Origin of the sequence: Saccharopolyspora galaxeae (genome assembly GCF_016526145.1) — a bacterium.
GTDB lineage: Bacteria > Actinomycetota > Actinomycetes > Mycobacteriales > Pseudonocardiaceae > Saccharopolyspora_C > Saccharopolyspora_C galaxeae.
In genome coordinates this window covers 158,731-176,282 of record NZ_JADDUE010000001.1, presented here as the reverse complement: position 1 = coordinate 176,282, position 17,552 = coordinate 158,731, and the positions used below count along the sequence as shown (strand labels likewise).

The following is a 17,552-nucleotide window of genomic DNA, read 5'->3' as shown; positions in this document are numbered from 1 at the left end:
TCGTCGACGGCTTACCCGCGGCCGGGCCGGTCATGCCCGCGGGCACTATCCGAAACTGTTCAGTTCACTCGACCGATACCTGTGGAGGTGCGGGTCGCGCCGTTAGCGTGTCCGAACCGGACCGCGGCGTGGGGAGGCGCTATGCGCGAAACGGTGTATTGGCTGGTCGGACCGGGTGCGCGAGTGCGCCACGCGGTGGAGTTCGCACCCGGGACGTTCCCCGGCGGCCAGTTGCTGCCGACCGTCTGCAACCGCTGGATCAAGATCCCGTTCGCGGGCGGCGGACACGCCGAGTCGATCATCCAGCGTTGTCCGGAGTGCACGTCGGCGGTCCGGCCGCACCAACCGTGCGAAGTCACCTGGAACGCTTGAGTCAGCTCCCGATTCCCAGCAACTCCCGCATTTCGGCGTACTTGCGGGCCAGCCGCCCCGCGGTCGCCGCATCCAGTTCGGCGAGCCGCTGCGGGTCGGCGTTGTGCGCGAGATCCGATCGCTTGACCAGCAGTGCGCCGGGAGTCGCCAGGATCCGCCGGGCGTATTCGGCTTGATCCTCCCCATCGCGCCTGGTCAAGGCGAGCACGATGCTCCTGGTGCGCTCCGACAGGTCCGCGCGTGCGAGCCATTCCGGGCTGACCGCGCCGTCCTCGACCGCGTCGTGCAGCCAGGCGGCAGCGATCTGGCAGTCGTCGCCGCCGGCGGAGATGACCCCCGCCGCGACCGCCGCCAGGTGCTCCGCGTACGGCCGACCGGCCTTGTCCACTTGGCCGGCGTGCGCTTTCCGGGCCACCTCTTCGACTTCGACCAAACCCAGCACAACGCCACCTTCTACCCGCACCGCGACCATGACCTTCCCCACCCGTCCAAAGCTGAGGAAAGTCTCACCCCCGAAAACCCCACCAGAGCACCCCCACCGACCGCCGAAGGCCGGTCCCCCAGGACCGCCGAAGGCTGGTCCCCCACCCAGACCGGGAACCGTCCCAATCGCAAGGAGCCCGCGAAACGCGCCCAGCCGCACCGCAGGGGGCTTGGGGGACTCAGTCCCCCAACTAATACGACGAGAAAAGGCCCCCGGCGCAGCAGCCGAGGGCCTTTTCGAGTGGGCGAGGAGGGAGTTGAACCCTCACGTCCTTCCGGACACACGGACCTGAACCGTGCGCGTCTGCCATTCCGCCACTCGCCCGTGGCTCGGTCCGAAGCTTATCTTGCCCGCTCCGACCGTTCGCACCGGGGGTCCGCTGCACCTGGTTGGTACCGGCCCGCCGTCGTGCTGGCGAGAAGAACATTAGCACCACGCGGCAAACGACTTTCGGCAGGGGGTCGACGAGTTGGGAACTGGGCGGTGTCCCGCCCCGTTGACCCAGATACGATGGTCGTCGGAGTCGTACGTGTGGAGGGGATTGTCGTGGGCCTCGTGCAGCGCTTCGAGCGCAGGCTCGAAGGCATGGTCGGCAATGGCTTCGCGCGTGTGTTCGGCGGGAAGGTCGTCCCGCAAGAGGTCGCGCAGGACTTGCAGCGGGAAGCCGACATGCAGTTGCGCGAGCTCGCGGGTGGCAGGCTGCTGGCGTGCAACCACTACGCCGTGCTGCTGAGCCCGTCGGATCACGAGCGGCTCGCCGGTGATGAGGACCGGGTTATCGACCTCCTCACCGACTGCGTTCAGGAGCACCTCACAGAGCAGGGGTGGGACACATATGGTGACGTCGTAGTCTCCCTGGAGCGCTCTGAGACGCTGCACACGGGACAGTTTCGTATCAAGTCGTCCGTCGACCCCGATGTAAAACGTCGGACGGCCACCCCTCGTACCGCAGGAGACCGACCCATGAGCCAGCCACCAGGCCACTATCCCCAGGGAGATCCGTACGGCCAGCAGGGTCAGTACGGCTACGACCAGGGCTACGGGCAGAACCAGTACGGCCAGGACCCCAACTACGGCTACGGCCAGCAGCCCGGCTACGGGCAGCAGCCGCCGGGCTACGAGCAGGCCCCCGGGTACGCCCAGCCGCCGCAGCCGGGTTACGACCCCTACGGCCAGCAGCCCGGCTACGGCCAGCAGCCCGGTTACGACCAGGGTTACGGGTACGGCCAGCCGCCGCAGCCCGGCTACGACCCCTACGGCCAGCCGCCGCAGCCGGGTTACGGCCAGCCGCCGCAGCCGGGCGGGGGCTACCCGCCGAGCACTCCTGGCGGTTTCCCGCAGCAGCCGGGCTACGACCAGGGCTACGGGCAGGGTTACGCGCAGCCGCCGCAGGGCTACGACCCCGGCTACGGCCAGCAGCCCGGTTATGACCAGGGCTTCGGCCAGCCGCCGCAGCCGGGCTACGACCAGGGCTTCGGCCAGCCGCAGCCCGGTTTCGACCAGGGCTTCGGCCAGCCCGGTGGCTACCCGCCGAACGCTCCGGGGTATCCGGACCAGCGCCAGCTGACCGCTACGCTGCAACTCGACGACGGATCGAACCGCTCGTACACGCTGCAGCACGGCTCCAACGTGATCGGCCGCGGCCAGGAGGGGCAGTTCCGGCTGCCCGACACCGGCGTCTCGCGCAAGCACATCGAGATCACCTGGGACGGCATGTCGGCGATGCTGGCGGACCTCGGTTCCACGAACGGCACCACGGTGAACGGCACGCCGGTGCAGACTTGGCAGCTGGCGGACGGGGACGTGGTCCGCGTCGGCCACTCGTCCCTGGTGTTCCGCAGCCAGGGCTGACCGGTTCCCGGTCGCCTGGCTCCGACGACGGAGTAGGAGCGTTCACAACAAGTGCCAGAGCTGGTTATTCAGCTGACCAGAGCAGGGTTCCTCGCCCTGCTCTGGTTGTTCGTGCTGGCCGCGCTTCGCGTGGTTCGTTCCGATCTGTACTCCGCCTCCGGCATGCGGGTGTCGATGCCGGGGGCGGGTAAGACGTCGAGCAAGCAGGCCCGCGGCAGGAGCAAGGCGCCACGGCAGATGGTCGTGACGCACGGCCCGCTGGCGGGCACGCGCATCTCGCTCGAAGGGCGGCCGATCATGATCGGCCGAGCCGACGACTCCACGTTGGTGCTGGACGACGACTACGCGTCGACCCGGCACGCGAGGTTGTCGCTGCGCGGCAACGACTGGTACGTGGAAGATCTAGGCTCTACTAACGGCACATACCTCGATCGGGCGAAGGTCACGGGAGCTTCCAAGGTCCCGCTCGGCGTTCCGATCAAAATCGGCAAGACGGTGATCGAGCTGCGCTCATGACCCTCGTCCTTCACTACGCAGCCCGCAGCGACCGCGGCCTGGTTCGTTCCAACAACCAGGACTCGGTCTATGCCGGCCCACGACTCCTCGCCCTCGCGGACGGCATGGGTGGCCATGCCGCCGGTGAGGTCGCCAGCAAGGTCGTCATCGCGGCGCTGGCGCCGCTGGACGACGACGAACCCGGCGACGACCTGCTCGGGCACCTGCGGCAGGCAGTGCTGTCCGGCAATGGTGCGATCTCCGAGCTGGTCTCGCACGATCCCGACCTGGACGGGATGGGGACCACGCTGACCGCGGTGCTGTTCGCGGGCAGCAAGCTGGGGCTGGTGCACATCGGCGACTCCCGCGCCTACCTGGTGCGCGACGGCGAGCTTTCCCAGATAACCCACGACGACACCTTCGTGCAGTCGCTGATCGACGAAGGCCGGATCACCGAAGAGGAGGCCGCCAACCACCCGCAGCGCTCGCTGCTGCTGAAGGCGTTGACCGGCCACGAGGTGGAGCCGAGCCTGGCGGTGCGCGAGGCCCGTGCGGGCGACCGCTACCTGCTGTGCTCGGACGGCCTCACCAGCCCGGTCAGCGAGGAGACGATGGCCGAGGCGCTGCGGATCGCCGACCCGCAGGCGTGCGCAGATCGGATGATCGAGCTCGCGCTGCGCGGCGGCGGCCCGGACAACGTCACGGTGATCGTCGCCGACGTGGTGGACGTCGAATTCGGCGAGGACGCCCCGATCGTCGGGGGCGCCGCGGGAGTCGGAGAGGAGGATCCGCAGCCGGACTCTTCGGCCGCCCGCGCCAGCGCGGCGACGCTGCCGAAGCAGCCGCAGCAGCGGTACGACACATCCCCCCCTCCTGACCAACGCACGCACCGGCGAGGCCGGCTGCGTGCGCTGCTCGTGACCTGCGGAGTGCTGGCGGTGCTGGTCATCGCGGCCTTGGTGGGGCGCTGGTGGGTGCTCAACCAGTACTACATCGGCGTCAACCAGGCCGACGACGTGGTGATCTTCCAGGGCTTGCAGGGAAGTGCGCTGGGCGTGTCGCTGCGCTGGCAGGTGGAGGACTCCTGCCCGCAGGGCTCGGCGGCCGACTGCAAGCCGATCGGCATCAACGACCTGCAGGAGGCGCGCCGGACCGACGTGCGCAGCGGGATCACTGATGTGAACGGGCTGGAAGCGGCTCGCGAGTCGATGCGGCGGCTGCGGATGAATTCGCTGCTGCCGCAGTGCGAGGAGCCGAAGCCGGAACCGCCGCAGCAGCCCACTCCCCCACCGGCGGACAACCCCGCGCCCGGGAGCACGCCTCCGGGCGCCCCGGCGACGTCCACCGCACCGGGCCAGCCGCCGTCACCGCCGAGCCCGCCGCCGTCGCCGACCGACACCCCGCTGGTCTCGGTGCAGCAGACTCCCGGTGTCACCTGCCGGACGGTGAGCTGATGGCACAGCCGGAAGCCGCCTCCGAGACCCACGGGTCGGCTCCGGCTCCGCGGGGCAACACCCGCCGGGGCACCGAGCTGACCATGCTCGTGTTCTCCGCGGCGATCGTCACGGTCGCGATCATGCTGGTGGAGATCAGCCAGGAGAACACGGTCACGCGCCAGCTGTTCTACTACGGCGCGGCGTACCTGGCCCTGTTCGGCGGCGCGCACCTCGCGGTGCGCAAGTGGGCGCCGTACGCGGATCCGCTGATCCTGCCGCTGGTGGCGCTGCTGAACGGGCTCGGGATCGTGATGATCCACCGGATCGACATCGCATCGGGCAGCAGCTACACGATCCGGCAGATCGTGTGGCTCACGTTGAGCCTGGTGCTGTTCCTGCTGGTGCTGATCTTCGTCAAGGATCACCGGCTGCTGGCGAAGTACAGCTTCACCTGCGGGTTCGTCGGTCTGGCGCTGCTGGCGCTGCCCGGCGTGCTGCCGAGCGCGATCTCCGAGGCCAACGGCGCGAAGCTGTGGATCAAGATCGGTCCGCTGGGCGTGCAGCCCAGCGAGTTCGCCAAGATCCTGCTGATGGTCTTCTTCGCGTCGTTCCTGGTGTCCAAGCGCGACCTGTTCACCACGGCCGGCCGCAAGTTCCTGAACGTGGAGCTGCCGCGACCGCGCGACCTGATGCCGATCCTGGTGGCCTGGGCGGCCGCGATCGGCATCGGTGTGCTGGAGAAGGACCTGGGCACGTCGCTGCTGTTCTTCGGCATCGTGCTGGTGATGATCTACATCGCCACCGAGCGCGCGATCTGGGTGGTGCTGGGCCTGTCGCTGTTCGCGGGGGGTGCCTTCCTCGCGTTCCAGCTGGTCGGCCGCGTGCAGGACCGGGTCAACGGCTGGCTGAATCCGCTCAGCGAGGACGACACCGTCTACCAGCTCCGGGAAGCGCTGTTCGGCCTCGGTTACGGCGGCATCGGCGGGACCGGCCTGGGCAACGGAAGCCCCGAGCGGGTGCCGTTCTCGTTCAGCGACTTCATCGTCACGTCGCTGGGTGAAGAGCTCGGGCTGGTCGGCCTGATGGCGATCTTCATGATGTACCTGATGCTGATGATGCGCGGTCTGCGCAGCGCATTGGCGGTGCGCGACTCTTTCGGCAAGCTGTTCGGCGGCGGGCTGTCGTTCGTGCTCGCCCTGCAGTTGTTCGTGGTGGCCGGTGGTGTCACCGGGTTGATCCCGCTGACCGGCCTTACTGCGCCGTTCCTGGCGTACGGCGGTTCCTCGCTGCTGGCGAACTACATCCTGATCGCGTTCCTGCTGCGCATCTCGGACGCGGCGCGCCGACCGCAGACTCCGGCCAAGCCGAAGCAGCAGCAGGCGCCGATCGCCGAAGCACATACCGAGCTGGTGGAGCGTCCGCGATGAACAAGCCGTTGCGCCGGGTGGCGATGGCCATGATGGCGATGGTGCTGCTGCTGATGGGCAACGTCACCTACGTGCAGGTGATCCAGGCCGGTGAGCTGCGGGACCACCCGCAGAACCGCCGGACGATCTACGACGAGTACTCCCACCAGCGCGGGCAGATCATCGCGGGCGGGCAGTCCGTGGCCAACTCGGTGGAGACCCCGGACGAGCTGAAGTACCTGCGCACCTACCCGAAGGGGCCGGCGTACGCGCCGGTGACCGGGTTCTACTCCGCCTCCCACGGTTCCAACGGCATCGAACGGGCCAAGGACAAGATCCTCAACGGCTCGGACGACAGCATGGCCTTGGGGCGGCTCTCGGACATGATCACCGGTCGCGACCCCGCGGGCGGGGACGTGGAGCTGACCATCGACTCGGCCATGCAGGAGACCGCCTACCAGCAGCTCACCAGCAAGGGCTACCAAGGCTCGGTGGTGGCGCTGAACCCGAAGAGCGGCGAAATCCTGAGCATGGCCAACGCGCCCTCCTACGACCCGAACCCGCTGGCTTCGCACAACCGCAACGTCGCCGCGAAGCACTGGAAGGCGCAGGAGAACGCCGAGGGCTCGCCGATGAGCAACCGCTCGGTCTCCGAGATCTACCCGCCCGGTTCGACCTTCAAGCTGATCACCACGGCGGCCGCGCTGGACAGCGGCTACCAGCCGAACAGCCCGGTCACCCGCGACTCGTCGATCACGCTGCCGAACACGAACACGCAGCTGCCGAACTACGGCGGCAACACCTGCAAGGGCGGGACGCTGACCGAGGCGCTGGCGCACTCGTGCAACACCGCGTTCGCCGAGGTCGCGGGCAAGGTCGGCGCGGACAAGCTGCGCGAAACCGCAGGCAAGTTCGGGTTCGGCAAGGACCTGCAGATCCCGATGGAGGTCGCCAAGTCCGACCTCGGCCCGATGTCCGACCCCGCCTCGCTGTACCAGAGCGGCATCGGCCAGCGCGACGTGCGCGTCACCCCGATGCAGAACGCGATGATGGCCGCCGCGATCGCCAACGACGGCAAGCTGATGAAGCCGCAGCTGGTCAAGAGCACCCGGGCGCCGGACATGGAGGTCATGGACCAGCTGCAGCCGGAGCAGATGAGCCAGGCCGTGTCCGCGAACGCCGCTCGGCAGATCAAGGACATGATGCTGCAGTCGGAGAAGTACACGAAGGGCTCCGGCAAGATCTCCGGCGTCGACATCGCCTCCAAGACCGGCACCGCCCAGCACGGCGACGAGGGCGACAAGCCGCACGGCTGGTACGTGGCGTTCGCGCCCGCTGAGGACCCGCAGATCGCGGTCGCGGTCATCGTCGAGAACGGTGGCGACGAGGGCGCCGAGGCGACCGGTGGTTCGATCGCCGCCCCGATCGGCCGCGAGGTGATCCGCGCGGGCTTGCAGGGAGGTGGCTGATCAGTGCTGACCTCCGGCCAGTTGCTCGCCGAGCGGTACCGCTTGGGCCTGCGGATCGCCGTGGGTGGAATGGGCGAGGTGTGGGAAGCCGTCGACGTCCGGTTGGACCGCACGGTCGCGATCAAGGTGCTCAAGCCGGAGTTGTGCGGGGATGCCGAGTTCCTGCACCGCTTCCGCACCGAAGCGCGCACCACCGCCTCCCTGAACCACCCGGGGATCGCCGCCGTGCACGACTACGGCGAAACCGCGGCGATCCCGGACGGGCCGGAGGACACCGCCTACCTGGTGATGGAACTGGTCGAGGGCGAGCCGCTGGCGGCGGTGCTGGCCCGCGAGGGCCGGATCGCCCCGGAGCACGTCGTGGACATGCTGGAACAGGCGGGCAACGCCTTGCAGGCCGCGCACGAGCGTGGCCTGGTGCACCGCGACGTGAAGCCCGGCAACATCCTGATCACCCCGACCGGCACGGTGAAGCTCACCGACTTCGGCATCGCGAAGGCGGCGGATGCCGCGCCGGTCACGCGTTCGGGAATGGTCATGGGAACTGCGCACTACATCGCCCCGGAGCAGGCGCTGGGCGGTGACGCGACCCCCTCCAGCGACGTGTATTCGCTGGCGGTGGTCGGCTACGAGTGCTTGAAGGGGTATCGCCCGTTCCTGTCGGACAACGCGGTCACGGTCGCGATGATGCACATCCGCGAGCTACCGCCGCCGTTGCCGCCGGACGTGCCGCCGGGGGTGCGGGCGTTGCTCGAAGCGACGCTGGTGAAGGACCCCCGGCGCCGCTACGGCGGGGGCGGCGAGTTCGCCGCCGCGGTGGCCGCGGTACGGGCCGGATTACCGCTACCGACGCCTGCGGCGCTGGGCATCCCGCCGCAGCAACCACCACCGAGGAACGTGGGGGCACCCTCCGGAGGCGTGCCCCCGCTGCATGTCGGGCAGCCCGCACTTCCCGGCGGACAGCTCGGCGGCACATATCCCCCGGGGTCGGTGCAGCTGCCAGCGGCCGCCCAGCAGTCCGGGCCCCCGACTTCGGGAATCCCGGTGCAGGCTTCCGCGCAGCGCCGTTCCCGGGCCGCGCTGTGGGTGGTGCTCGCGCTGCTCGGCGTGATCGTCGTCGTGCTGATCGGCTGGCTGAGCTGGTTGCTGATGCCCGGCACGATGGCCGTCGCCGCCGGCTCGCCGCTGCTCGGTGCGATGGGGTGGCGGCGTCGAATCGAGGCCGTGCGCACCGGCGCAACTCCGAAGGCGGTACCGGGAACCGCGGCAGTCGGCTCTGCAACGATGGGGGCCACTCGCGTGGACCCGCGTCGGTGCGCCGACGAGCTGAGGCTCCTGGATTCTTCGGGATGGATCAGACAGACTGCGCTACGGCATTCCGGTCGTGACCGCGCGCGCCGTGCGGGCGCCGGGAGCCGGTCACCGGAGCCTTCGCGGCCGGCGTTCGGAATCGTTCCCGCCGTCGGACCGACCAGGACGGGAACAGCCGGAACGGGAACACACCACGCAGGTCGGCGCCACCATCCGGCGGCGATCGGCAGCGGACTGCGGGTCGGCATGATGGGACGATCATTGACAAGGATCGGGACGACGCATCGATGAGCTCACCGCGACTTCTCTCCAACCGCTACGAACTCGGGGACAACCTCGGGTACGGCGGTATGTCGGAGGTCCACCGCGGCCGGGACATCCGGCTGGGGCGCGACGTGGCGGTCAAGGTATTGCGCGCCGACCTGGCCCGCGATCCCACGTTCCAGCTGCGCTTCCGCCGGGAAGCGCAGAACGCCGCGGCGCTGAACCACCCGGCGATCGTCGCCGTCTACGACACCGGTGAGACGGAGTCGGAGAACGGGCCGCTGCCGTACATCGTCATGGAGTACGTGGACGGCCGGACGCTGCGCGACATCGTCAAGACCGAGGGCCCGCTGACGCCGCGCCGGGCCATGGAGGTCATGGCGGACGCTTCGGCTGCGCTGGACTTCAGCCACCGGCACGGCATCGTGCACCGCGACGTCAAACCGGCCAACATCATGATCACCCGCTCCGGCGCGGTGAAGGTGATGGACTTCGGCATCGCCCGCGCGCTCGCCGACGGGCAAGCGGCGGTGACGCAGACCGCCGCCGTGATCGGCACGGCGCAATACCTGTCCCCGGAGCAGGCGCGCGGCGAGTCGGTGGACGCCCGCTCCGACGTGTACGCATCGGGTTGCGTGCTGTTCGAGCTGCTGGCCTCGGAGCCGCCGTTCACCGGTGACTCGCCGGTGGCGGTGGCCTACCAGCACGTGCGGGAGGATCCGCGCAAACCTTCGGACGTCAACCAGACCGTGCCCGCTTCGCTGGACGCGGTGGTGCTCAAGGCGTTGAGCAAGAACCCGGCCAACCGCTACCAGTCGGCCGCCGAGATGCGCGCCGACCTGGTGCGGGTGTTGTCCGGGCAGCGCCCGAAGGCTCCGATGGTCATGTCGGAGGAGGAGCGCACCTCGATGATGGCTCCCCCGCCTGCCAACACCGAGGTGTTCACCCCGGGCAGGCACCGTTCCGGGGACCGTCCCACCGGCACGACCGCGGTCGTCGACGACGACCCGCCGCAGGGCAGGGGCCGCCGGAACTGGCTGATCGCGTTGGTGACGCTCGCCTGCGTGGCGGTGTTCGCGCTGGTCGCTTGGCTGGCGACCGGGATCTTCGGCGGGCCCGAGCAACCGAAGCAGGTCGCGGTGCCACCGGTGCAGGGCATGACGATGGCCGCAGCGCGCGAGCAGCTCAACTCGCAGGGATGGCACTTCGACACGTCCCCTTGCTTCTCGCCCGCGGACCAGGTCGGTCACGTCATGAAGCAGGACCCGCCGCCGGGCGCGATGGTGCTCAAGAGCCAGACGCGGATCAACCTCTGCGAGGGCAAGGGCCCCGAGATGGTCCAGGTGCCGGACATCTACGGCAAGGGCAAGAACGAGGCAGCCCAGCTGCTGGCCCAGGCCGGGCTGAGCATCGGCCTGGACGACAAGGAGACCCCGGTCGAGGACTCCAGCCTGGTCGGCCGGATCGTGGAGTGGGACAACAAGGGCAGTTCCGTGGCCAAGGGCACCACGATCAACGTGACGATCGGTGCCGAGATCCCGAAGACGCTGCTGCCCACCGTGGTCGGCCTGCCCTACGAGCAGGCGAAGGCGACGTTGGAGAGCGCGGGCTTCAAGGTCAAGCGCCAGGAGCGCGACTCCGACCAGCCCGGCAACCAGGTGATCGACCAGAACCCGAGCGGCAGCACGCAGGTCAAGCGCAACGCCGAGGTCACCCTGGTCGTCTCGAACAGCGCCCAGTTGACCATGCCATCGTTGACCGGCAAGTCGAAGGAAGAGGCGGAAGCCGAGCTCAAGAAGCTCGGCTGGAACGGCTCGATCAACGAGCAGAAGACGCCGACCAACGACACGAGCATGGACGACAAGGTGCTCGGCAGTTCACCGTCGGCCGGTCAGAAGATCAGCAAGAACCAGTCGGTGACGTTGCAGATCGGCGAGTACGACCTCAGCCCGAGCGGCAGCAACCCGCCGACCACGGGTGGGCTGCTCCCGCCGTTCGACTGATCGGAAGTTTCGAGGCGCCGTCGCGCAGGGTCGCGGCGGCGCCTTTTTGCGTGCCTAGTGCGCTCGGCCGGGTCGCGTGCTGCGCGGCCGGCTATCCGGCGGTTTCACGTGGAACCGCCTTCGCCCCAGCGCAGGGACTCGCGAATGATCAAGCTCAGCGGTGCGCCGCGGCGGCGAGTGCGCGCATCTCGCCTTCCAGTTCGTCCACCAGCTCCGCCGGAACCGGGTGCCCCGCCGCGGCCATCCAGTTCGCCAGCATCCGGTGCCCGCCGTCGGTGAGCACCGACTCGGGGTGGAACTGCACGCCTTCGAGCGGCAGCTCGGGGTGCCGCATCCCCATCACGATGCCGTCGGCGGTGCGCGCGGTGACTTCGAACTCCGCGGGCACGGTCGTCGCGCGCACGATCAGCGAGTGGTAACGGGTGGCGACGAACGGCTGCGGCAATCCGGCGAACACGCCCGCTGCGGAGTGTTCGATCATCGAGGTCTTGCCGTGCAGCAGCACCGGCGCCCGCTCGACCACGCCACCCCAAGCCGCGCCGATCGCCTGATGCCCGAGGCACACACCGAACAGCGGTCGCCGGTCGCGGGCGCAGCGCTGCACCAGCTCCACCGACCGGCCCGCGCGGTCCGGCGTGCCGGGGCCGGGGCTGAGCAGGACGCCGTCGGCGGCTTCGACGTCGGCATCGGTGACCGCGTCGTTGCGCCGCACCACGCACTCCGCGCCCAACTGGGCGAGGTACTGGACGAGGTTGTAGACGAAGCTGTCGTAGTTGTCGACGACTAGTACGCGCACGTGGCCACCATACCGGCGGCGTCCACGGATTTCGGCGGGCTCAGACCGTGGTCACATCGCTGAACGGGAGCTTCGGTTCCAGCCACGGGAACACGACGAACAGCAGCAGTGCGATGACCGCGAGCACCAGCAGGACCGCCTCCGCGATCTTGGCCCCGAGCGGTCCCGGCAGCTGCCGCCAGACCCAGGCGTACATCAGGACTCCTCCAACTCAGGCGGGCGCAGTTCCGGCTGCGCCGGTTCCTTCGGGTACTGCTTGACCAGCACGCCGTGGACGATCAACCGCTGCGCCGCGGAGAACCGCGGATGACAGGTGGTCAGCGTGATCATCCGGGTTTGCTGGGAGCGCGGCAGCAGCTCACGCGGTTTCCCGGGGACCGGGTAGATCACCTCGCCCTGGTCCGGGCGCACGATGTCTCGGCCGGCCACTCCGGCATAGGGCCCGCCGATCGGCGCGACGCCTTCGCACCGCGAATCGTGCGCAGGGTTCCAGCCGGCGGCTTCGCCCTGCATCGGCAGCACGCGGTAGATGTACCAGTCGGTTGCGGTCTCGGTGACCACGGCATCGCACGAGCGCAGCTGGTCGAGGTCGCCGAACGGCGCACCGCGCCCGATCCGGTGCCCGGCCACGGCGAAATTGCCCTGCTCTCCGGGTAGCGCGGTGCCGGTGTAGTGCCCGGGGCCGTTCGCCAGCGTCCGGGTATCGGTCCCCTCCAGCACGGTGTAGCGGGAGTCGTGCCCCAGCGCGGGGATGTAGAGCTCGGCGAACCCGTCGCCGTCCACCACGGCAGGCTGCTGCGCCGGCCCGTGCTGCCACCGCTCGCGGAGCCGCTTGCCCGCCTCGGCCTGGCGGTGAGCGCTGAACCAGTCCGTTACGTACACCTCGTAGAACACGAACAGCAGCAGCACCAGACCGAAGGTGATCAGCACCTCTCCGCATCCTCGGACGACCTTGCCGACCCGCTCGGGCCGCCGATCGGGCGGCGGGGACTCTGCGACCTCGGAGGTTGACACGGTCTCCTCTCGACACGACCTGATCAGCACCGGCGAAGGGGTGTTCGGTCGGATGCGCAATTGCGTTAACGTGTAGATGGACAACGAGCAGCGCCGTTCGCGGTTCCGCCCCGCCCGGTTCGCCGGGAATCGCGGTCGGGACCAGCACGGCCGATCGCGCGAGCGGCCATCGGGCGTTTCCGCGGCGCTGTCAGCAGACCCCGCGCAGGCGCGAGCGCCGCCGACCCGCACGACGAGGACAACATGCCTAAGTCGAAGGTCCGCAAGAAGGACTCGTACACCCCGGCGGCCGATCGGCGCACGCCGGTGCAGGCGAAGTCGGTCGGCCCGTCCCACCCGATCTACCTGGTCGTCATGTTCGGGATGATGTTGATCGGCTTGCTGTGGCTGGTCGTCAACTACCTCGCCGGTCCGCAGATCCCGTTCATGCGGGAGCTGGAGGCGTGGAACTTCGCGGTCGGCTTCGCCTTCATCATCGTCGGCTTGCTGATGACGATGAAGTGGCGCTGACCCGCACCGGAACCGCTCCGTCTCGCGCGGCGGCACTGCGCGAAGCTGCAGGCAGCGGCGTCGGCCGCAGGTGCGGCCGCGGAATCACACGCGTGTAAGTCATCCCCACTGTGGACAACCCTTGTGGATAACTCCCCCGGCGCCCGAGTGCGGCAGACTGCGGGGGTGCCTGTGAATTCGTCCCGCGAGTGGTCCACGCCGATCGGTCTCGTCGTTTGCGGCTGGTTGCTGACCGCGGCCGCCGCGTGGTGGTGCTGGCTGACCGAGAGCGCGACGGACCGGCTGTTCGTGGCCGTGCTCGCGCTCGTGCTGGCGACCGCCTCGGCTTACGTGAGCCTGGCGCGGCCGCGCCTGCGGGCCGACGAGTCCGGCATCACGCTGCGCGGGCTCGGCCGGACCCGGCACCACCCGTGGTCGCGGATCCAGGTCCACGTCCGCAGCAGGCAGCGGCTCGGGCGGTCGGCGCGAACCCTGGAGCTGGACGGGGACAACGGGGAGCTGGTCGTGCTCGGCCGCATCGACCTCGGGGAAGATCCGGAGGACGTCGCCGAGGCCATCGAGGGTTTGCGCCGCTGAGGCTCACGCCCCGAAGCAGCGACCGTTGAAGCAGCTGACCGGCCCGAACTGCAGATCCCGCGTGATCAGCAAGGCGATCAACACCAGCAGCAACGCCCCGAGCGCCGCGGATTGCAGCAGCACCCGCCGGTTCCGCGGCGCGTAGACCAGCGCCGCGGTGGAAGCCCCGCCGAGCACCAGACCACCGAGGTGGCCGAGCAGCGAAATCCCCGGGATCGTCACGCTCAACACGATGTTCAGCGCGATCACCACCAGCACCGGCCGCAGGCTCACCTTCAGCCGCAGCGCTGCGAGCGCGATCCCGCCCATCAGGCCGTACACCGCACCGGAAGCGCCGGCGACCGGCGACCCCAGGTCACCGAACAGGAAGACTGCGACGCTGCCACCGAGCAGCGACAGCAGGTACACCGCGGTGAACCGGAGCCGCCCGAGCACGAGCTCGAGGTCGCGGCCGATCACCCACAGCGCGATCATGTTCATCAGCAGGTGGATCGGCCCGAAGTGCAGGAAGCCGGAGCTGATCAGGCGCACCCACTCGCCGCCCGCAACACCGACCGGCCACATCGCGAACGTGTCGAACAGCTGCGAGTCGATGTTGTTCTGGATGCTCTTCGCCTGCACCGCGGTGGCCACGAAGGCCGCCACGTTCAACGCGATCAGCACCGGAACGACGATCGGGCGGCTGGCCAGCCGGGCGCCTGCGACGGTCACCGCCTCGCGACCCCGGTTCCGGCCCTGCGCGACGCAGTCCACGCACTGGTAACCGACCGAAGCCTCTTGGAGGCAGTCCGGACAGGCCGGGCGCTCGCAGCGCACGCAACGCAGTCCGGTCGGCCGGTCCGGGTGCCGCACGCAGGCCGGTTGCTGCGCCGCCTGTTCCGGGCCGGTCGCGGGGCCGGGCGGGGTGCTCACGTCAGGACTCGCCGCGCTCCACGGTGACCTTCTCGATCACGATGTCGCTCATCGGACGGTCCTGCGGGCCGGTGGCGGTGTGCGCGATGGCGTCCACGACCTCGCGGGACTCCTGATCGGCCACTTCGCCGAAGATCGTGTGCTTGTAGTTCAGGTGCGGCGTGCGCGCCACCGTGATGAAGAACTGCGAGCCGTTCGAGTTCGGGCGGCCCGGGTTGGCCATGCCCAGCATGTACGGCCGGTCGAACTGCAGCTCCGGGTGGAACTCGTCCTCGAAGTCGTAGCCGGGACCACCGCGCCCGGTTCCGGTCGGGTCGCCGGTCTGGATCATGAAACCGTCGATGACCCGGTGGAAGATCACGCCGTCGAAGAACGGCCCGGAACGCTCCCCGCGCGCGTTCGGGTTGCTGTATTCCTTGGTCCCCTCGGCGAGCCCCACGAAGTTGCCCACCGTTTTCGGCGCCTGGTTCGGGAAGAGGTCGACGCGGATGTCGCCCTGCGAAGTGTGCAGGGTCGCGGTCACGGTCTTCCCGACGAGCGATCCGTTGTCTTCAGCCACACGTCCATCCTGCCATCGGAAAGCGCGAACCACGTGGCTGGGTGCAGTATTGGGGGTGATCGTCACGTGCCGGAGCGGCTCCGGCGCGGCAAGGCGACCGGCGAACGCCGGCCAAGGAGGCACACGATGGACGAGGTGGAGGCGATGGCCCGAACTGGTGAGAACGTGGGCAGAGCGGTCGGCACGGGGGTGCGGAGCGCTCGCGAAGGCGCGGTGCGCGCGGGCAAGGCCGGCCGGGCCGCGAGCAAGCAGGCCATTGCCAGGGCCGAGCAGGAACTCGCCGAGCACGGGCTGTCCGCGGAGCAGCTGCCCGAGCTGCTGACCCAGAAGGCCACCGGTCTTTCCAGGGACGATCTGGCCGATCGCGGCCGCAAGGCCCGCAAGCAGTGGGAGAAGGCCCGCAAGGACTGGGAGAAGAAGACCGCCAAGACGCGCAAGCGGCTGGCCAAGAACACCGAGGTGGCGCGCAAGGAACTCGCCGCCCGGATCGAGCCCGCGCCGAAGTCGCGGCGGAAGTGGCCGTGGGTGCTGCTGGCGCTGGCGGGCCTGGCCGGGATCGCCGTGGTGGCGTTGTCGCGCCGTCCGGAGGAGCTGCCGGTGGCCGATGCCGAGGACTTCCCGACGCACGAGGACGGGCTGTCCCGCAACGGCAGCGGCCCGGTGCGGGACGGCCAGCTCGGCGGACGGTCCGACGCGCTGGGCTCCGACCAGGACCGCTGATGCTCGGTACGAGGCGGGTGCCCGCACGGGCGCCCGCCTCGTGCACGTTCGGCGGCGCAGCCGCACCGGTTCGTTCAACCCGCCACGGGTTCGGCGGTGGTCCGGCGCACCGCCGCGATCCCTATCGCGCCCAGCGCCCCCACCGCGGCGAACGCGTAGAAGCCCCACGGGTAAGCGATGCCTGCGGTGAGCAGTCCGCCGCCGAGCAACGGACCGCAGATCGCGCCGATCCGGCCGACTCCTGCCGCCCAGCCCAGGGCGGTCGCTCGGGTGGAGACCTCGTAGGCCCGTCCGATGTAGGCGTAAACCAGCACTTGGGCGCTGAACACGAAACAGCCCGCGATGAACACCGCCAGGTACACGCCTGCTCCGGGAAGTTTGATGCTTAGCGCGGCGAGGAACACCGCGCCCGCCGCGAACCAGCCGATGGTGACCGGCCGGATTCCCGCCCGGTCGGCGATCCGGCCTGCGATGACGAGCCCGGCGATGGCGCCGGCGTTGAGCGTCAGCAGCAGTCCCAGCGAAGCTCCTAGCGGGTAGCCTGCGGCGCGCATGATCTCCGGCAACCAGGTGTTGAGCCCGTAGACCAGCAGCAGCCCCATGAACGAGGCGACCCAGAAGGCGATCGTGTCGCGCGCGAAGGCTCCTCGCAGCAGCGAGGCGACGTTGGCCAGTCCACCGCGCATTCCGCCGCCGTGGTCCGACGGCAACGATTCCGGCAGGTATCGGAACATCAGCGGCACCAGCACCAGCGCGGGTGCCGCGCCGATCAGGAACATCCACCGCCATCCGAGTAGCGGCAGCACCCCGATGCCGAGCAAGGCGGTGAGCACTGCGCCGACGTGGTAGCCGGTCATCAGCGTGGTGGCGGCGCCGCTGCCGCGTCCGGCACGGGCGTTTTCGGTGACCAGCGCGATGGCGGTGGGCACGCAGCCGCCGAGCCCGAGGCCGGCGAGGAACCGCAGCAGCCCGAAGATCAGCACCGATGGGGCCGCGGCGCACAACGCGGTGAACACCGAGAAGCCGATCACCGCGAGCAGCAGCGCTTTGCGCCGCCCGATGATGTCGGTGATCGTGCCGATCGCGAGCGAGCCGATGGTCATGCCGATCAGCCCGGCGGTGGAGACCAGCGAGCCGGAGGCGTGCGTGAGTCCCCATTGCCCTTGGTCGAGCAGGACCGGCAGCACACTGCCGAGCACGACGACGTCGAACCCCTCTAGCAGCACCGCGCTCCAGCACAGCGGCACGACCCAACGGGCGTACCCGGATCTTTCGGCGCTGCGCTGGTTCGGCATCGCTACCCCCGTCGGGTTCGCGCGGCCCGATTGATCACCGCGTCCGTTGCCGAAGCATCGTGCCCCCCAGCAGCCCCCG

Annotated in this window: 18 protein-coding genes and 1 tRNA gene; 11 read left to right on the top strand and 8 right to left on the bottom strand. The window is 69.5% G+C overall.

Annotation, left to right across the window (positions count from 1 at the left end; all coding sequences use genetic code 11):
• The first annotated feature begins 141 nt into the window (after positions 1–141).
• Positions 142–372: a hypothetical protein gene (locus INP57_RS00770; protein ID WP_200068057.1), complete on the top strand. Its 231-nt coding sequence runs from the start codon at positions 142–144 to the stop codon at positions 370–372.
• Position 373: 1 nt separating this feature from the next.
• Here the strand turns inward: INP57_RS00770 and INP57_RS00765 are convergent, their stop codons facing one another.
• Positions 374–856, bottom strand: a complete 483-nt coding sequence (locus tag INP57_RS00765; RefSeq protein ID WP_307849832.1) for an HD domain-containing protein — start codon at positions 854–856, stop codon at positions 374–376.
• 241 nt (positions 857–1,097) lie between these two features.
• Positions 1,098–1,180 (bottom strand) — tRNA-Leu (locus tag INP57_RS00760).
• Positions 1,181–1,402: 222 nt separating this feature from the next.
• On the opposite strand from INP57_RS00760, the gene INP57_RS00755 reads away from it, so the two are divergent.
• The 7 genes from INP57_RS00755 to pknB are packed head-to-tail and all read left to right on the top strand — an operon-like array spanning position 1,403 to position 11,091.
• Positions 1,403–2,707 carry an FhaA domain-containing protein gene (locus INP57_RS00755; protein WP_295142127.1) on the top strand — a complete coding sequence of 435 codons (1,305 nt, stop codon included), beginning with the start codon at positions 1,403–1,405 and terminating at the stop codon, positions 2,705–2,707.
• A gap of 51 nt (positions 2,708–2,758) precedes the next feature.
• Positions 2,759–3,223 carry an FHA domain-containing protein FhaB/FipA gene (locus INP57_RS00750; protein WP_200068055.1) on the top strand — a complete coding sequence of 155 codons (465 nt, stop codon included), beginning with the start codon at positions 2,759–2,761 and terminating at the stop codon, positions 3,221–3,223.
• A complete protein-coding gene (locus INP57_RS00745) occupies positions 3,220–4,656 on the top strand; it encodes a PP2C family protein-serine/threonine phosphatase (protein ID WP_200068054.1) in 1,437 nt (478 codons plus the stop codon). The genes INP57_RS00750 and INP57_RS00745 overlap by 4 nt, the downstream gene beginning before the upstream one ends.
• Positions 4,656–6,065, top strand: coding sequence for an FtsW/RodA/SpoVE family cell cycle protein (locus INP57_RS00740; RefSeq protein WP_200068053.1), 1,410 nt, complete (start codon positions 4,656–4,658; stop codon positions 6,063–6,065). Before INP57_RS00745 ends, INP57_RS00740 begins: the two co-directional genes overlap by 1 nt.
• Positions 6,062–7,513 carry a peptidoglycan D,D-transpeptidase FtsI family protein gene (locus INP57_RS00735; RefSeq protein ID WP_200068052.1) on the top strand — a complete coding sequence of 484 codons (1,452 nt, stop codon included), beginning with the start codon at positions 6,062–6,064 and terminating at the stop codon, positions 7,511–7,513. The genes INP57_RS00740 and INP57_RS00735 overlap by 4 nt, the downstream gene beginning before the upstream one ends.
• Positions 7,514–7,516: 3 nt before the next feature.
• Positions 7,517–9,115 carry a protein kinase domain-containing protein gene (locus INP57_RS00730; RefSeq protein ID WP_307849831.1) on the top strand — a complete coding sequence of 533 codons (1,599 nt, stop codon included), beginning with the start codon at positions 7,517–7,519 and terminating at the stop codon, positions 9,113–9,115.
• The gene (gene pknB / locus INP57_RS00725; protein WP_200068051.1) at positions 9,112–11,091 is read left to right on the top strand and encodes a Stk1 family PASTA domain-containing Ser/Thr kinase; all 1,980 of its coding nucleotides are present in this window, start codon (positions 9,112–9,114) and stop codon (positions 11,089–11,091) included. Before INP57_RS00730 ends, pknB begins: the two co-directional genes overlap by 4 nt.
• A gap of 154 nt (positions 11,092–11,245) precedes the next feature.
• On the opposite strand, the gene INP57_RS00720 is transcribed toward pknB, so the two are convergent.
• From INP57_RS00720 to INP57_RS00710, 3 genes are read right to left on the bottom strand one after another with little or no spacing between them, the layout of a single operon-like run.
• A complete protein-coding gene (locus INP57_RS00720; protein ID WP_200068050.1) occupies positions 11,246–11,887 on the bottom strand; it encodes an aminodeoxychorismate/anthranilate synthase component II in 642 nt (213 codons plus the stop codon).
• A gap of 40 nt (positions 11,888–11,927) precedes the next feature.
• A complete protein-coding gene (locus INP57_RS00715; protein WP_200068049.1) occupies positions 11,928–12,083 on the bottom strand; it encodes a hypothetical protein in 156 nt (51 codons plus the stop codon).
• On the bottom strand, positions 12,083–12,901 hold the full coding sequence (locus tag INP57_RS00710) for a class E sortase (RefSeq protein WP_200068048.1): 819 nt from the start codon (positions 12,899–12,901) through the stop codon (positions 12,083–12,085). The genes INP57_RS00715 and INP57_RS00710 overlap by 1 nt, the downstream gene beginning before the upstream one ends.
• Before the next feature lie 243 nt (positions 12,902–13,144).
• On the opposite strand from INP57_RS00710, the gene crgA reads away from it, so the two are divergent.
• Both crgA and INP57_RS00700 read left to right on the top strand, forming a co-directional pair.
• Positions 13,145–13,411, top strand: coding sequence for a cell division protein CrgA (crgA, locus tag INP57_RS00705; RefSeq protein ID WP_200068047.1), 267 nt, complete (start codon positions 13,145–13,147; stop codon positions 13,409–13,411).
• A gap of 165 nt (positions 13,412–13,576) precedes the next feature.
• Positions 13,577–13,987, top strand: a complete 411-nt coding sequence (locus INP57_RS00700) for a PH domain-containing protein (protein ID WP_200068046.1) — start codon at positions 13,577–13,579, stop codon at positions 13,985–13,987.
• A gap of 3 nt (positions 13,988–13,990) precedes the next feature.
• Here the strand turns inward: INP57_RS00700 and INP57_RS00695 are convergent, their stop codons facing one another.
• Positions 13,991–14,899, bottom strand: coding sequence for a rhomboid family intramembrane serine protease (locus tag INP57_RS00695; RefSeq protein ID WP_200068045.1), 909 nt, complete (start codon positions 14,897–14,899; stop codon positions 13,991–13,993).
• Between the two features lies 1 nt (position 14,900).
• Positions 14,901–15,458, bottom strand: coding sequence for a peptidylprolyl isomerase (locus INP57_RS00690; RefSeq protein ID WP_200068044.1), 558 nt, complete (start codon positions 15,456–15,458; stop codon positions 14,901–14,903).
• A 126-nt stretch (positions 15,459–15,584) separates the two neighbouring features.
• Here INP57_RS00690 and INP57_RS00685 point away from each other — a divergent pair, with 126 nt between their 5' ends.
• Positions 15,585–16,178 carry a hypothetical protein gene (locus INP57_RS00685; RefSeq protein ID WP_200068043.1) on the top strand — a complete coding sequence of 198 codons (594 nt, stop codon included), beginning with the start codon at positions 15,585–15,587 and terminating at the stop codon, positions 16,176–16,178.
• Between the two features lie 74 nt (positions 16,179–16,252).
• Here the strand turns inward: INP57_RS00685 and INP57_RS00680 are convergent, their stop codons facing one another.
• Positions 16,253–17,473, bottom strand: coding sequence for an MFS transporter (locus INP57_RS00680; RefSeq protein ID WP_200068042.1), 1,221 nt, complete (start codon positions 17,471–17,473; stop codon positions 16,253–16,255).
• Between the last annotated feature and the right edge of the window lie 79 nt (positions 17,474–17,552).

Coding starts and splice junctions, on each gene's coding strand:
- INP57_RS00770 (WP_200068057.1), top strand. CDS start 142: ATGCGCGAAACGGTGTATTGGCTGGTCGGACCGGGTGCGCGAGTGCGC.
- INP57_RS00745 (WP_200068054.1), top strand. CDS start 3,220: ATGACCCTCGTCCTTCACTACGCAGCCCGCAGCGACCGCGGCCTGGTT.
- INP57_RS00740 (WP_200068053.1), top strand. CDS start 4,656: ATGGCACAGCCGGAAGCCGCCTCCGAGACCCACGGGTCGGCTCCGGCT.
- INP57_RS00735 (WP_200068052.1), top strand. CDS start 6,062: ATGAACAAGCCGTTGCGCCGGGTGGCGATGGCCATGATGGCGATGGTG.
- pknB (WP_200068051.1), top strand. CDS start 9,112: ATGAGCTCACCGCGACTTCTCTCCAACCGCTACGAACTCGGGGACAAC.
- INP57_RS00715 (WP_200068049.1), bottom strand. CDS start 12,083: ATGTACGCCTGGGTCTGGCGGCAGCTGCCGGGACCGCTCGGGGCCAAG.
- crgA (WP_200068047.1), top strand. CDS start 13,145: ATGCCTAAGTCGAAGGTCCGCAAGAAGGACTCGTACACCCCGGCGGCC.
- INP57_RS00685 (WP_200068043.1), top strand. CDS start 15,585: ATGGACGAGGTGGAGGCGATGGCCCGAACTGGTGAGAACGTGGGCAGA.
- INP57_RS00680 (WP_200068042.1), bottom strand. CDS start 17,473: ATGCCGAACCAGCGCAGCGCCGAAAGATCCGGGTACGCCCGTTGGGTC.